Origin of the sequence: Mycobacterium sp. (genome assembly GCF_052144515.1) — a bacterium.
Lineage (GTDB): Bacteria > Actinomycetota > Actinomycetes > Mycobacteriales > Mycobacteriaceae > Mycobacterium.
In genome coordinates this window covers 1-13,516 of record NZ_JBKQQD010000331.1, presented here as the reverse complement: position 1 = coordinate 13,516, position 13,516 = coordinate 1, and the positions used below count along the sequence as shown (strand labels likewise).

At 62.7% G+C, this 13,516-nt stretch carries 14 protein-coding genes and 2 pseudogenes; 9 read left to right on the top strand and 7 right to left on the bottom strand.

Going from position 1 to position 13,516, the window contains the following annotated elements; all coding sequences use genetic code 11:
• Window positions 1-110: 110 nt before the first annotated feature.
• A complete protein-coding gene (locus tag ACLP9N_RS22165; RefSeq protein WP_442409411.1) occupies window positions 111-1,238 on the top strand; it encodes a tyrosine-type recombinase/integrase in 1,128 nt (375 codons plus the stop codon).
• A 611-nt stretch (window positions 1,239-1,849) separates the two neighbouring features.
• Here ACLP9N_RS22165 and ACLP9N_RS22160 read toward each other — a convergent pair.
• On the bottom strand, window positions 1,850-2,536 hold the full coding sequence (locus ACLP9N_RS22160; protein WP_442409412.1) for an MspA family porin: 687 nt from the start codon (window positions 2,534-2,536) through the stop codon (window positions 1,850-1,852).
• 244 nt (window positions 2,537-2,780) lie between these two features.
• Here ACLP9N_RS22160 and ACLP9N_RS22155 point away from each other — a divergent pair, with 244 nt between their 5' ends.
• Window positions 2,781-3,026: a hypothetical protein gene (locus tag ACLP9N_RS22155; protein ID WP_442409410.1), complete on the top strand. Its 246-nt coding sequence runs from the start codon at window positions 2,781-2,783 to the stop codon at window positions 3,024-3,026.
• A gap of 445 nt (window positions 3,027-3,471) precedes the next feature.
• Here ACLP9N_RS22155 and ACLP9N_RS22150 read toward each other — a convergent pair whose 3' ends face one another.
• The 6 genes from ACLP9N_RS22150 to ACLP9N_RS22125 all read right to left on the bottom strand — a co-directional run bounded on the left by ACLP9N_RS22150 (window position 3,472) and on the right by ACLP9N_RS22125 (window position 8,330).
• Window positions 3,472-3,852, bottom strand: coding sequence for a PIN domain-containing protein (locus tag ACLP9N_RS22150; protein WP_442409409.1), 381 nt, complete (start codon window positions 3,850-3,852; stop codon window positions 3,472-3,474).
• Window positions 3,849-4,091 carry an AbrB/MazE/SpoVT family DNA-binding domain-containing protein gene (locus tag ACLP9N_RS22145; protein WP_442409408.1) on the bottom strand — a complete coding sequence of 81 codons (243 nt, stop codon included), beginning with the start codon at window positions 4,089-4,091 and terminating at the stop codon, window positions 3,849-3,851. The genes ACLP9N_RS22150 and ACLP9N_RS22145 overlap by 4 nt, the downstream gene beginning before the upstream one ends.
• Window positions 4,092-4,566: 475 nt before the next feature.
• A complete protein-coding gene (locus ACLP9N_RS22140; protein ID WP_442409407.1) occupies window positions 4,567-5,931 on the bottom strand; it encodes a cytochrome P450 in 1,365 nt (454 codons plus the stop codon).
• 46 nt (window positions 5,932-5,977) lie between these two features.
• Window positions 5,978-6,172: a ferredoxin gene (locus tag ACLP9N_RS22135; protein WP_442409406.1), complete on the bottom strand. Its 195-nt coding sequence runs from the start codon at window positions 6,170-6,172 to the stop codon at window positions 5,978-5,980.
• Window positions 6,173-6,217: 45 nt separating this feature from the next.
• A complete protein-coding gene (locus ACLP9N_RS22130; protein WP_442409405.1) occupies window positions 6,218-7,480 on the bottom strand; it encodes an amidohydrolase family protein in 1,263 nt (420 codons plus the stop codon).
• Between the two features lie 199 nt (window positions 7,481-7,679).
• Window positions 7,680-8,330, bottom strand: coding sequence for a TetR/AcrR family transcriptional regulator (locus ACLP9N_RS22125; protein WP_442409404.1), 651 nt, complete (start codon window positions 8,328-8,330; stop codon window positions 7,680-7,682).
• Between the two features lie 749 nt (window positions 8,331-9,079).
• Between ACLP9N_RS22125 and ACLP9N_RS22120 the strand changes: the two genes are divergently transcribed.
• The 7 genes and pseudogenes from ACLP9N_RS22120 to ACLP9N_RS22090 form a co-directional block, all read left to right on the top strand.
• Window positions 9,080-9,514 carry a nuclear transport factor 2 family protein gene (locus ACLP9N_RS22120; protein ID WP_442409403.1) on the top strand — a complete coding sequence of 145 codons (435 nt, stop codon included), beginning with the start codon at window positions 9,080-9,082 and terminating at the stop codon, window positions 9,512-9,514.
• A gap of 17 nt (window positions 9,515-9,531) precedes the next feature.
• Window positions 9,532-10,422 carry a TIGR03619 family F420-dependent LLM class oxidoreductase gene (locus tag ACLP9N_RS22115; protein WP_442409402.1) on the top strand — a complete coding sequence of 297 codons (891 nt, stop codon included), beginning with the start codon at window positions 9,532-9,534 and terminating at the stop codon, window positions 10,420-10,422.
• A gap of 48 nt (window positions 10,423-10,470) precedes the next feature.
• Complete coding sequence (locus ACLP9N_RS22110; RefSeq protein ID WP_442409401.1) at window positions 10,471-11,304, top strand: enoyl-CoA hydratase/isomerase family protein; 834 nt, start codon at window positions 10,471-10,473, stop codon at window positions 11,302-11,304.
• Between the two features lie 68 nt (window positions 11,305-11,372).
• Complete coding sequence (locus tag ACLP9N_RS22105) at window positions 11,373-12,125, top strand: SDR family NAD(P)-dependent oxidoreductase (protein WP_442409400.1); 753 nt, start codon at window positions 11,373-11,375, stop codon at window positions 12,123-12,125.
• A 167-nt stretch (window positions 12,126-12,292) separates the two neighbouring features.
• Entirely contained in the window at window positions 12,293-13,054 is a 762-nt protein-coding gene (locus tag ACLP9N_RS22100) for an SDR family NAD(P)-dependent oxidoreductase (protein ID WP_442409399.1), read from the top strand.
• A gap of 49 nt (window positions 13,055-13,103) precedes the next feature.
• Window positions 13,104-13,289: pseudogene (locus ACLP9N_RS22095) on the top strand (hypothetical protein); the annotation flags it as partial.
• Window positions 13,286-13,516 (top strand): annotated as a pseudogene (locus tag ACLP9N_RS22090) (cytochrome P450); the annotation flags it as partial. The pseudogenes ACLP9N_RS22095 and ACLP9N_RS22090, both read left to right, overlap by 4 nt.

The following is a 13,516-nucleotide window of genomic DNA, read 5'->3' as shown; positions in this document are numbered from 1 at the left end:
ACCAAATGCCGAAGTGGGAACGGGTCGCCAAACGCGAAGGCAAAAGCGCCGAAGAAATCGCATACGCGACGGTTGCCGCCGCCTTCGAGCAACTTCGACGCTCTTGAGTGATGGCACGCACTAAGGGATCACGCGGTTGGGGGCACATCCGCCGCTTGCCATCCGGCAACCTGCAAGCCAGCTACATCGGCCCCGATCTGCGCCGCCACAACGCGCCGGTCACCTACAGCAACACCAAGGCCGGGAAGGTCCGCGCCGAGGGCTGGCTGGCCGACGAGCGGGCGCGGATCGAAGCGGACACCTGGACGCCGCCCAAACAGCGCGCAGCGGCCCGTACAGCCCGCGCAGTCAGCCTCGCAGACTATGCGGCGAAGTGGATCTCCGAGCGCAAGGTCAAGCCCCGCACCCGGCTGATGTACGAGTCGCTGTTGAAGCACCACATCCGCGACGGCATCGGCGCGTCGGAGATCACCGCCGTCACGCCCGACGCGGTGCGCACATGGTTCGCCGCTCTCGGCTCCGAGCACACGCGCCGGAACAGCCACGTCTACGGCCTGCTGCACGCGATCATGGCGACGGCGGTCAAGGATGGCCTGGTGCTGGTCAACCCGTGCCAGATCGAACGCGCCATGAACGTGGCCCGCAAGCGTGAGCCGGTCATCCTGACTGTGCCTGAGCTGGCCACGTTGGCAAGCACTGTGCCCGAACGGCTCAAAGCCCTTGTGCTGCTGAGTGCGTGGTGCGGCCTGCGGTGGGGCGAGGTTATCGAACTGCACCGCAGGGACTTTGAGAACGACTGCGAGGTTATTTTCGTCCGCAATGCGGCCACCCATCGCGGGGAATGCCGGATCGACAGCCCGAAGTCGGGCAAGCCGCGCGCCGTGGTGATCCCGCCGCACATCCGCGCCGACATCAAGCACCACCTGGACGTTTTCACCGAGAAGGGTTATGGTGCTGTGGTTTTCGCCCCGCTACGCGGTGGCTGCCACCTGAACGACAAGGTGTTCCGTGACGCCATCGCCAAGCCGCTGCACGACATCAAGCGCGCGGATCTCCGCATTCACGACCTGCGGCACTTCGCCGGTACCCAGACGGCCCGCGTCGGCAACCTCACCGAATCCATGGCCCGGTTGGGGCACAGCACGGTCAAGGCCAGTTTGCTTTATCAGCAGGTTGTTTCGGGCCGGGACGCGGAGATGGCGGCGGCGCTGTCGGAGCTGGCCACTGCCGGGAAGTGACGGAGGGTGTGGCGATTCGCCACAGGCTCCCCAGTTGTGGGCACAAAGTTGGGAATTTCCTGAGACTTTCGGCTGGTGAGCAATGGCCAGTCACACGCGGGCGTAGCGTGGTCGCCAGTCTTGCCAAAGGGTCTGAGAGGCCGCTACGCGCGGAAAAGGATCGCTCCGAGGGATGACCTTGAGAGTTGAAGGGTTAAGCGCCTTAGCCGCCGCTTGCTCTTTTCATTCTCGGAGGAACCGTCACCATGGCCGCAACTGCCGCCAAGCAAAAGCGTTCTGACACACCGCAATCTCCGCATCTGCGCCCGTCCGCGAATGTTGCGATGCTGCACGAAGCCAGCGGAATTCCGATATCGACTCTGCGGCAAATGGATTCGCGAGGGGAAGCTTCCGGCGTACAAGGTCGGGCACAGTCACCGCCGTGTGCGGCGCTACCTGCCGACCGCCGATGTCGGCTGGCTCTACGGCTACCTGGGCGCGGTCGCGGTGGCCGCTGACGACACCATCAGCCCGTCCGTTCCCGGCGTTGAAGTCTGCCCGTGAAGCGGTTGTCAGGGCTGCTCGTACACGCAGTATTCCTGGGGAGTGGCGTTCTGACCGGACGACAGGGATCAGACCGCTTTGGTGACGCCGACGTAGGACAGCACCACGTCGGATTCATCGGTCACTCGAGTCAGCACCGCGTAGGAGCGGATGAACGACTGGCCCACACATCCGTCGATCTTGACGTGGAAGTTATTGATCATGACCCAGGGATTTGCACCCTTGAACTCCTTTTTGTCCACAGGCACCACGATTACGATGCCGGGCTTGAGGCCCACGGTGATTACGCCGTTGACCGGCGCAGTCACCAACGGCACAACACCCGGCACACCGGTCAACAGGCCCGTTAGGCCGAGGCCCGGGCTGACGCCAGCGCTACCCGCCATCGTGACGCCGTTGGAGGTGCTCATATCGATTCCGCAGCCGATCTCGTAACCCACCTCCAGGACGCCGCGAGGCTGTCCCGGTCCTCTCAGCGAACCGACGAATGTTCCGCTGGCGAGGTATTCGCGAGACGAGACCGCAGTGGTCAACGGCGCAACGGGAACTTGCATCTCGTCCTTCGCTCCGAGGCCCAGGATCCAGCCGTCAGGAGTGTTGAGGATTGCTGGATCGGCTGACGGCACCCGCCCGTCGGGTGGTGGTGCCGCAGCAGCAGCGGCAGGCTCAGCGTCAGGATCAGCAGCCGTTGAAGGCGCGGTGGTCACTGACATGACGAAGCAGACGGCCAGAAACGCAGCGCGACGAACGACCACGGCTATGGGCCTCACGGGCGACACCGTACGCACGGTCCGATTCAAGGTGCGAAATTTGCTGGCCGGCTCACCAAAGTTGTTGTGGGTTTGTAACTGTTATGCGACATGGGTGCGGAATGCTAGGGGGGCCGTTGGCGCTGGTCGGCGTTGGCCAGGAATCCTGCACTCGCTTCGCTTACCAGACCGCTAGAATCGTTCGCTGGCGGATAATCAGAGATCCGGGCCGAGGACGGAGAGGGCGGCGATGAAACTTCACACGTGCGCTCGCGGACTGCTGGCCGGAGCGATGAGCGTCGTGGCTCTCGCGGGCGGCACCGGCGTAGCGCACGCGGATTCAGACCCTTTTCTGCCGCCGGGGCCGGGGATAATCGATCAATTACTGACGCAGACTCCAGCACTGTTTGTGGATCCGGCGGATGAAGGCGGTCCATCAACCAACTGGGGTGGTGTCGGAATGTATTGCGAAAATCAATTTGTCCGATGCCGGTAAACAGATCGCCAGGGCTCCTAGGGGCTGCGTAGGCCGCGCCGACTAATCCACAGGTGCTGGCCAGTGCTGGCCACTGATGGCTATGCGTCGCACATATATCGCACGACCACGGTGGGTCGACCCACAGAAATATTTTCTTACCAGGCATTTCGCCTTGTGCCCCCGGCAGGATTCGACCCTGCGACAGCGGCTTTAGGAGAGCCTCCAAGCCCTCCCGGTGGTGGTACCGAAAGGTGTTCTCAACTGGCGATATAACGCCATCCGGCACCAACCGAAACACGGCGTGTCGCGGATTCACCGACCAAGCGCCGACCACAGATGGACGTTGGCTTCCGGACTCGGAAACGAGGAGCCCTGGAATGGCTGGCAGCTTTTCGTTCGCGCCGTGTCGTCTCATAATCGACCGGTTGCAGGATTGCTGGCCATTGCGACGCACCTTGCTCCTTTACCGCAGCAGGCGGACCCGGACGGGTAGGTCGAGCTGGGACCACGCGCGATCGGCGGTCAGTACCTCGGCGGGCGTGCTGCGCACCGTCAAGGCGAGGCAGCAGCGATCACCCAAAGACAACCCACCTCCGCCGGCCAGGGACCGCATTGCCCCGGCCAGTTCAGCATCGGCTTCGGTCAAGGGCTCGATCGTGACACCAGCGGCGGCGAGCAATTCACGGACCCGGCTGACATCGAGATCGGCGTCAACCAGCTTGCCAATGACTTCCGCCAGATTCGCTGCGCCCAGGGACGCAGAATTTAGTTCGGTCGCGACCAGGTCGGCGCCGGGCTCGTCGTGAACGAGAGCCAGCACCGCAGACGCATCCAGGACTGTCACTCGGCCTCGGCGGCCAGACGCCGGTCAGCAAGCAACTCCTCGACAAGTGAGCGGTCCTTGGGAAGTTCGGCTCCTAGGGCCCGTAGCTCAGCCACGGCGTCCTGCTGCCGTTCCAGCACCAGCCGCCGACCAGTCACATGCAGGTGCAAGCGATCACCGGGAGCCAGCCCCAACGAGGTCCGGATGTCTGCCGGGATCACCAGCCGACCTTGCTGGCCCAGCACCAATGTGGCATCCATGGCCTAAGCATGCCACATATCGTATCGGCGTGCCACAAAGTGCGCTGCAGGAACCGCGCCCGTGGTCGTTGCGTTGCGGGCTCGCGAGCTCGTATCGAGGCAATCGTCGACGTGCAGGCCAGGTCGATTCGAGAGAAGGCACAGCTCGAAAGTCATGGCTGCCCTGCTCGACTACGCCGCGACGGCGACACCGTGGTGGTGTGGAATCTCGACCGACCTTCTGGGTCTTGCATATTCGTCAGCGAGTTGAGGTTCCCCCCCAGAATCGCCCGCAACGATCATTTTTCTCGGGGCCATTGCGCAGAAAGTTAATCGTTCTCGGGTTTGACGCTGGCTCATGTTCGAGGGCTCGCCGGCCGCGCCGATGCGACTAAATCAATGGCGTACATCGCGAAGGCGTACAGGCTGTAGCGTTCGGAGAGGCTTTCTAGGAGGCCAAACCGCACGGAATGTGGCAGCTCGTAGGGTGGTGCACTCAATCGATGACGGCGGCGTCCTTGCGTTCGGTAATCGGCCGAGCCAGTTGCTGCTCATCACAGATGCGCTGCAGCTTGTCCAAAGTGTCTTCAAGCCCGGCGCCACGGGGTTTGCTTGGGGTGAAGGTAGCCGGCAGGTGCCGCATGCCCTGGATGACGCCGATGGTGTCATAGTGCACCGTACCGTCAGTGTCACATCGGTAATCGGGCATGCGATCGAGCACCGCGGTCACCATGGCCTTGAAGAGGGCACGTGCGACGTTGGATCCGACGCAACGGTGTACTCCGATGCCGAAGCTGAAGTGCCTGTTGCCTTTACGGTCAAGAACGACTTCATTGGGGCTGTCGAAAACCGATGGGTCGCGATTCGCCATGGCCCACGAAATCCACAGCCGTTCTCCTTCTTTGAAACTCATTCCGTCAATCTCGACATTGTCGGAAAAGGTGCGACCATCGCCAGGCGCCGGAGTAAAGAACCGCAGGAACTCCTCGGTGGCTGGGTTGAGGAGATGTTCGCGTTCTCGTGACAACAGCTCGCGCTGATCCGGGTGTTGTGAAAGCCATTCCAACGAATGTGCCGTCAGGGCTGTGGTGGTATCAAACCCACCGCCGATAATGAGTGCTAAGTTGCCCAGTATTTCGAGGTCGGGTGCTGGTTCACCATCAATCCGCATCGAGAGCAACGCGTTGATCAGTCCCGGGCGGGGGTTCTCGCGGATCTCTAGCATGTTGGCACGTAGATCCAGCCCCATTTGACGGTGCATTTCGGCAACCCGGGCGGCGTCCGGGGAGTGCTCTGGGGTGTAGACCGCGGCGTGAGTAGGTTCGCTGTAGAGCTCCCACTTCTTGAGGGGGATGCCCATCATCGCCAGTGTGAATACCGCGGGTACGACGTTGGCCAGATCGTCGACGAAGTCGATGCGTCCCGATTCGATTCTTTCGTCGATGGCGGCGCGGACGATTTCATCGATGAACGGCTCCCAGCGCTTGACCGCCGCTGGGGAGAGGTACGGGTTGAGTACGTTGCGGTACGACCGATGCTCCGGGTCGTCCATTTCCAGGATGCCGCCGCGCGTTGCGCCCTGGCGTTGGGCGGTAGGGATTGAGATCCCCTTGTACCCCTTGCGCTCTCCATGGATGTCATGGTCATTGGAGACTGCCGGGCAACGGGCGAGTTCGAAGACCTCCTTGCTACCCGCCGCGACCCAATGGCCGTCGTAGGTTTCCGACCATGCCACCGGACATTTGGCGTGCATCTCCCGGGTGATCTCTTCGAACCGGTATCGGTATTCAGGTGTATGCCTGTCGAAGTGATACTGGTTGCGGCGACGGTCATCTCGGGGGGCGGACCCGTCAACGGTCACGGCAGTGCCTTTCGTGTGTTCCTGGTGAATCGACCGCTGCGTCAACTCAGTCGGCGAGTCTTATTGCTCTCTCGGGACACGACCGCGCAGCCTCGCGAACCAATTCCTCTTGGTCGGCGGGTACCGCATCGCCGATGGGCGACGCGCTTCCGTCGATGTCGTCGAGCTGGAATGAGTCGGGGGCGATCATGGCGCACAGGGTGTGGCCCTGACACCGGCCCGAGTCAACGAAAGCCCTCACAACGAGTCCTCCCTCATCCGATCACGCACTGAAGCGCGGTTGGTTTTAGGTTTTGGCCAGTTGCTTCTCCTGGTACAGCCGGGCCCATTCCGTGCGCGACCGGATCGACACGTCGACGTCGGTGGCGGTGGCCCGCAGCGCGCCGACGGTCGCCTGCTCTACGGCAGTGCGGGCGAAGGGGTCCCAGCTGAAGAACCGGCACGCGTTCTGCCAACCGATCTTGCTGATCTCCTCGTCATTGGCGCCGGCGCGCTGCAGCTCAGCCAGCATCTGTTCGGGGGCATCGGGCCAGAAGCAGTCCGAATGCGGGTAGTCGCACTCCCAGGCGATGATGTCCACACCGATCTCGTGGCGGAACTTCAGCGCCGTCTTGTCGGTGACGTAGCAGGCCAGTGAATGTTCGCGGAACACCTCGCTGGGCAGCTTGCCGCCAAAGTCGCGGCGCAGCCACCTCTGGTTGGTGTAATGCCGGTCGCAACGATCCAGGTAGAACGGGATCCAGCCGATACCGCCCTCAGAGAACGCGAACTTCAAATTCGGGTAAGTGCGCATCGCCGGCCCCCACAACAGGTCCTGAGCGCAGATCGCCGAAATCTGGGTGGCCAGCACGATGAGGTTGTCGATCGGCGCATCAGGGGCCATCGAGATCGCTCCGAACCCGGTGCCGATATGCAGGCACATCACCACGTTCTCGTCGGACAGCGTCTGGAACACCGGCCCCCAGTAGTTCAAGTCGTGGTAGCTGGGCAGGCCCTCCAGATGCGGCAGCTCCGGCATGGTGACCGCGCGGCAACCCTTGGCGGCCACCCGCTTGATCTCCGCACACATCGCTTCGGGGTTCCACGTCGGCAAGATCCCGATGGGGATGAAGCGGCCCGGATAGGCTCCGGCCCACTCGTCGATGTGCCAGTCGTTGTAGGCCGACACCATCACCAGCGTGACATGTTCGCGGTGCATGTTGAGATGGCGCGCGGAGAATCCAGTGAAGGTGGGGAAGCACATCGAGGCGAAGATCCCGTTGCGGTTCATGTCGCGGACGCGCTCATCGACGTCGTAGACACCGGGGCGCATCTCGGCGAAGCGCGCCGGATCGCGGCCCCATTCCTCGGCGGGCCAGGAGACGACGGCGTTGAGCCCGCTGACCCCCTGCGGCCTACCCTGGTACATCCACTGGTCGACGCCCTTGTCGTCGGTGACGACGATCGGCGCCTCGTCGCGGTACTTGGCCGGCACATGGCGCACGAACATGTCCGGCGGCTCCACGACATGGTCATCGATGCTCACCAGAATCAGATCGTCAACGTCCATCAGAGCGTCCTCTTCTGTGCGGCGATTTAAGGCCCGCGGGGCTACACCGATAGGAACGTCGCAGCCTCGGCCCGGTCCTCAAGGATTGATCATACTCTAATTCTTTAGAGTCGACGGTCGCAAGCATCGGTCGTGGCGCGGATGAGGCTCGGCGGCTCGGGGTCTCACCACGGATGTGGAGCGTGTGGGCGTGCCGAGTTTACTGGCCCGACTTGTCGCACGCGACGTCCTCATATGCAATGGCAACGCCGTTGACGATGCCGGCAAGTAGCCGGTCGAGGTGTTCACCACTGTCGAACGCTCGATCCCCGGCAACCAGCCGCATGAACAAGCCGCTAACGAAATTCAAAGTGGCCGAGGCCTGCTCGCGTACAACCACCGGATCGAGGTGTCGACCCGGCTGTGAGCGAATGACGATATCGCGTTGAGTCTCAGCGAACAGCTGCATGTTGTCATGGAAGACCGCAGCCAGAGCGGGATCTCGGTTGGCTTGAAGTATGAGCTCGAACCGGGCCTTGGTGCGACTCAGTCGCGGCTCTTGCGCCGCCAGCATGATCAACGCCGCCAAGGGAGAGATATCAGACGACTTCGCCTTAGCCCCTTCCACTTCAGGAGGACGCAGGACCGCGGACAGGTCGGCAAGATCGAGTTCGCACACACGTTGGGCAGTGGCCAACAATAGTGCAGCCCGCGTCCGGAAGTAATACGACGTGCTACCGGCGGGAAGGCCCGCTCGCTGGTCCACTTTCGGGTGACTTAAGCCCTTGAGTCCGTCGTCGGCGAGCAGCTGAATCGCCGTATCGCACAGCAATCTGCGACGTTCTTCACCATCGGGCTTTCGTCGGTTCACGATGGACGAATCCTACCGGCCAGACCTTCAGCGAGAATCGCGCACCGTTTTGCGGCATTCCCTTATCGCGGGGCTATCACCGGCAGGATATGAGTCATACGACGCGGTCGGCGCGATCCGCTTCTTGCGTCGATGAACCGATCCGGTGGCCAAGACTTAGGACGGCGCCACGTCTTCGGCCGGTCGGCTTCTTGCTACGCTACTTAACTGTCTCGGGCGGTTGCTAGGGGCGGGTGACCGGTTCGCGCGCGGTCAGTGCTGGCAAGGCACAGGACCGGTTGGCGCCTCACCGCGAAGTCAGAATCACGACACGTGGGCCGGCCATTTGTTGATTGCGCCACACCCTCTAAGCATTTAGAGTGTGTGGCGCAGGGCGTCGCGGCGAAGGCTGAAGTGCCCTAACGGTGTAGCCCCGCGGGGCGTCAACCGCCGCATAAGAACAGGACCCCGTCATGAACATGGATGACCTCATTGTGGTCGGCGTCGAAGACCACATCGGGGAACCGCCGGACCGATCAGTGTCTTGTGTCGGCCAAGTCGTCCACCGGCGATGAGGGCGTCGACCAGTGGGCTATAGTCGGGCACGCCACCGCGGGGGGCAGCGGGTGCGATGCCGTGGCTTGTGCGCATCGCCATCGCACCGACGCGGTATTGGCGAGGGCGTTCGACGCGGCGGATTAGAACCTCTACGGACAGCGTATCGCTGCACGGACCGCCAGGAATTCGATTGTTGTGAGGTGTGAGCGCAGATGACAGCACCAACGGACATTCAGCGGATCAGCGACGAGCTGGAGATCACTGCACTGCTCCACCGCTACGCCCGCGCGGTCGACACCAAGGACTGGGAGCTCTACTGCTCAGTCTTCACCGACGATGCGGTCATCGACTACTCCTCGGCCGGGGCGATCGCTGGCTCGCGCGATGAGGTCACCGACTGGCTCAGTAATGGCTTTGCTGCGATTCCGTGGACGATGCATTACATCACCAACGTCGAGGTCGACATCGACCGCGACAGCGCGCGGGTGCGGGCGATGTTCTACAACCCGATGCACCTACCGGGCATGGCAGAGATGAGCTCATGCGGCGGCTATTACCACCACCAACTCGTGCGGACCAAAGACGGCTGGCGCAGCTGTAAGTTGCGCGAAGAGAACGTCTGGTTCACCAACGCACCCCAGAACTGACCGCCTAGGGGACGGGAATGGAGATCTGGACTGGCACGGCGTTCATGAAGCCCGCCGAAGCGATTCCGGTGTCGCGCATGCTCGATGAGGCCGGATTCGACGGAATTGTAGTTTCCGATCACATGATCTACCCACGCGAACTGTCGTCGCCATACCCGTCACCGACCGGCAAGCCGATGTGGACCCCCGATACTGCCTGGCCCGACTCCTGGGTGCTCATCGGCGCGATGGCCGCGGTGACACGTCGCATCCGGTTCACCAATGCCGTCTACATCGCGCCGGCTCGCCCTCTGTTGGAGGTCGCGAAACAAGTGGCCACTGCCGCAGTTATTTCTCAGGGTCGCGTGGCGCTGACCGTCGGGGCAGGATGGATGCGCGAAGAGTTCGAGCTGATGGGCCAGGACTTTGCCAATCGCGGCAAGCGGCTCGACGAGATGATCCAAGCCCTGCCTGCGTTGTGGCGCGGAGGCTGGGTGAGCTGGACTGGGAAGCACTATCAGATACCGGAATTGATGATCGAGCCGCACCCGGACGCACCGGTGAAGATCATGTGCGGTGGAGAATCCGAGGCGGCGTTGCGGCGCGCAGCGCGGCTGTGCGACGGCTGGGTCGGCAACGCCTACACCTGGCAGGACGCGGTTGAGAAGGTCCGAACACTCACCGCAATGCGACGCGAATACGGGCGTGAGAACGACTCTTTCGAGATCATGCTGGCGCTTCGCGAGCCCGCATCAGTCGATCTGTTCAAACGAGCCGAGGACATCGGCGTGACAGCAGTCATGTGCAGTCCCTGGGCGATGGCCGATGCCGTGTCCTCCGGCGCACATGATGTCTTCAAGTTGACTGCCGACCGTTACCGAGCACCTATCGAGCGGTTCGCCGAAGACGTCCTGGCCAAGATGTCCTAGCGGGCGCGGTGAGGGCAGTTTCAGAAACGTTTGGCAAGAAGGAGATTGATGACAGAGACTTCAGCTCAACCGCGTGGCCCGAAACCGCCTGAAGGTGACTGGCTCGGAACTCCGTTCTTGAAGTTCACCCGTGAGGGCGCGTTCGGCGTCTGCACCCTCGACCGGCCCGCGGCCCGCAACGCGATGACCCCGGCGATGTACTTCGGCATCAAGTACGCGGTCAACCATGTGGGCTCCGACTCCGATCTGGCTGGCCTGCTCATCACCGGCACCGGCGACGTCTTCGCGCCCGGCGGTGACATGGGCGGCGGCGGTGCGGACAACTGGCTGACGTTCGGCTCGGCGCTGGGAATGGACGCCCTGCCATTCGACACCCTGCGCCAATCCGTCAAACCGGTGGTCGCCGCGGTCAATGGGCTGTGCCAGGGCGGCGGCCTGCAGATCGCGTTGTGTGCCGACATGGCCGTCGTCAGCGACCGCGCTACCTTCCGGGTCCCCGAGCTCTACCGCGGCATCGCCGACACCTACTACAGCCAGATGCTGGCGCGGCTCATCGGCCCGGTCCGCACCCGCGATCTGATGTTCACCGGCCGCACCCTATCCGCGCAGGAGGCGCTGGACTGGGGCGTGGTGGCGCGCGTCGTTCCGCACGACGAGTTGGCCGACGCCGCTAGGGAGGTGCTCGCCCAATGCTGCCGCACGGCACCGGGTGCCCGCGCGGTGATCAAGTCCAGCCTGGACAACTATCTCGGCCTCTACGACCGGATCGGGATGCAGTCGAGCCTCGGTGCACCGGAGTCGATCGAGGGCTTCCTGGCTTTCAAGGAACGCCGATCTCCCAATTGGGTGCACCCGGAATTGAGGGTGGAGGGGCGGCTGTGAACCTGCTATCGAATGTGTCCGCCAGCGTAGACGAGACACCTTCAACGTTGGCAAGTAGCCTCGACGACTTGTTCGGGCTGACCGGCAAGGTAGCGGTCGTCACGGGCGCGGCTGGCGGCATTGGTCTGGGCATCGCACAGGTACTCGCGAATGCCGGGGCCACGGTCGCGCTTGCCGACCGAGATCATGCAGAGGCCATGCGCCAGGCCGCAGCCATCACCGCAGCCGGGCATGATGCCCTCGCAGTCGCCGTAGATCTCGCTGACGAAGACTCCGTCGTGGCAGCATGCGCGCACATCGTCGCGAATATTGGCGTGCCCTGGCTGTTGGTCAACAATGCCGCGCTGCAGGATCGTGAACCGTTATTGGAAGCGACCGCGGCGGAGTGGGACCGAATCCATTCGGTCAACGCCCGCGGCGCCTTTCTCATGACGCGAGAAACGGCGCGCGCCATGGTTGCATCCGGACATGGCGGCAGGATCGTCAACATCGCATCCAACGCATTGCGGGGCGGCGTGATCAAAGGCCTGACCTCGTACGCATCGTCCAAGGGAGCCCTTGCGGCGCTGAGCCTCGCGACGGCGTTCGAACTCGCTGAGCACTCAATCACGGTTAACACGATCCTGCCAGGGGCGGTCATCACGCCCGGCGCCATCAATGCCAAGGGAGCGATCAGCGATGGCCCGGCGACGCGTCAGACGCCGTTCGGCTTCCAGGAGCCGCACGAGATCGGCGCCGCCGTCCTGTTTTTCGCCTCGCCTGCGGCACGCCCCATCACCAATCAGGTGCTTGCAATCGATGGCGGATTCTCGATCAGCTGACCGCAGCGAGGACGATTAGCGATAGTGAAAGACATTGCCCTACCCGGCAGCTTGTTTTTATCCCGAGCACATCTGACGTTCGCTGTAACCAACTCTTGAAGAGCCGAGGACTCGCCATTTACGTCGGGCACCAATACGGAACGTCGTTTACGAGAAGGGAAATCAGAATGCAAATCAGTGGTAGTTCTGCGATCGTCGTGGGCGGCGCCGGGGGCCTGGGGGAGGCCACAGTACGCCGACTGCACGGGGCGGGGGCCAAAGTAGTCATTGCCGATCTTGCCGATGACAAGGGCAAGGCGCTCGAATCTGAGCTGGGCGTGCGGTATGTGCGCACCGATGCCACCAGCGAAGAATCCGTCTTAGCGGCAATCGCCGAGGCCGATTCGCTGGGCCCCCTGCGCGTCTCTGTCGACACCCATGGCGGCCCGGCCAGCGGGGGCAGACTGATCGGTAAGGACGGAAGTCCCCTTGACCTAGCTGGATTCAAAACGACAATCGAGTTCTATCTCACCGCTGTCTTCAACGTTATGCGCTTATCCGCCGCGGCAATCGCCCGGCATGAGCCAGTCGACGACACCCGTGGCGTCATCATCAATACTGCGTCCATTGCGGCCTACGAGGGCCAGATCGGCCAGCTGCCGTACGCCGCCGCCAAAGGCGGTGTGGTGAGTATGACCCTGGTTGCCGCTCGCGATCTGGCGCCCCTGGGAATCAGGGTCGTCACCATCGCTCCTGGCACCTTTCTTACACCTGCTTACGGCAAGGCCGGCGACGAGCTGGAGGCGTATTGGGGCCCGCAGGTCCCGCACCCGAAGCGGATGGGCCGTTCGGTGGAATACGCCGCGTTGGTCGCGTCGATCATCGAGAACGACTACCTCAACGGCGAGGTGATCCGGCTCGACGGGGCATTGCGGTTCCCTCCGAAATAGTCGTCGTTATGCTCTATCGCTTTCGATATTTGAGGGTGCTGGCGTACCCGGCGCGGTGTTTCTCGAGCTCGAGGAGCGTAGCCGCATCGGCGAATTCGACAATGTGGTCAACTCGCTGTCGGTCTACGAGTTCACCGACGCCGGCAGGATACGGCACATCGACCTGTATCTACAGATGGCACCCTCCCCCGCCGAGATGCTGAAAAGCTTTGAAGGAGTGGAGATCTCGGGATGAGCGATGTAGATACCGTCGACTTTTTCACCGACAAAGAGCTTTTGGCTGATCCCTACGACTACCTGGCGGCCCTGCGTGACGAATGCCCGCTTCGGCGTGAGAAGCACCACGACGTGGTGATGGTTACGGGCTACGACGAAGGCATGGCGATCTGTAACGACACGGAGCGATTCTCGTCGTGCATCTCGGTGACGGGGCCGTTCCCCGGTTTCCCGGTGCCGCTGGAG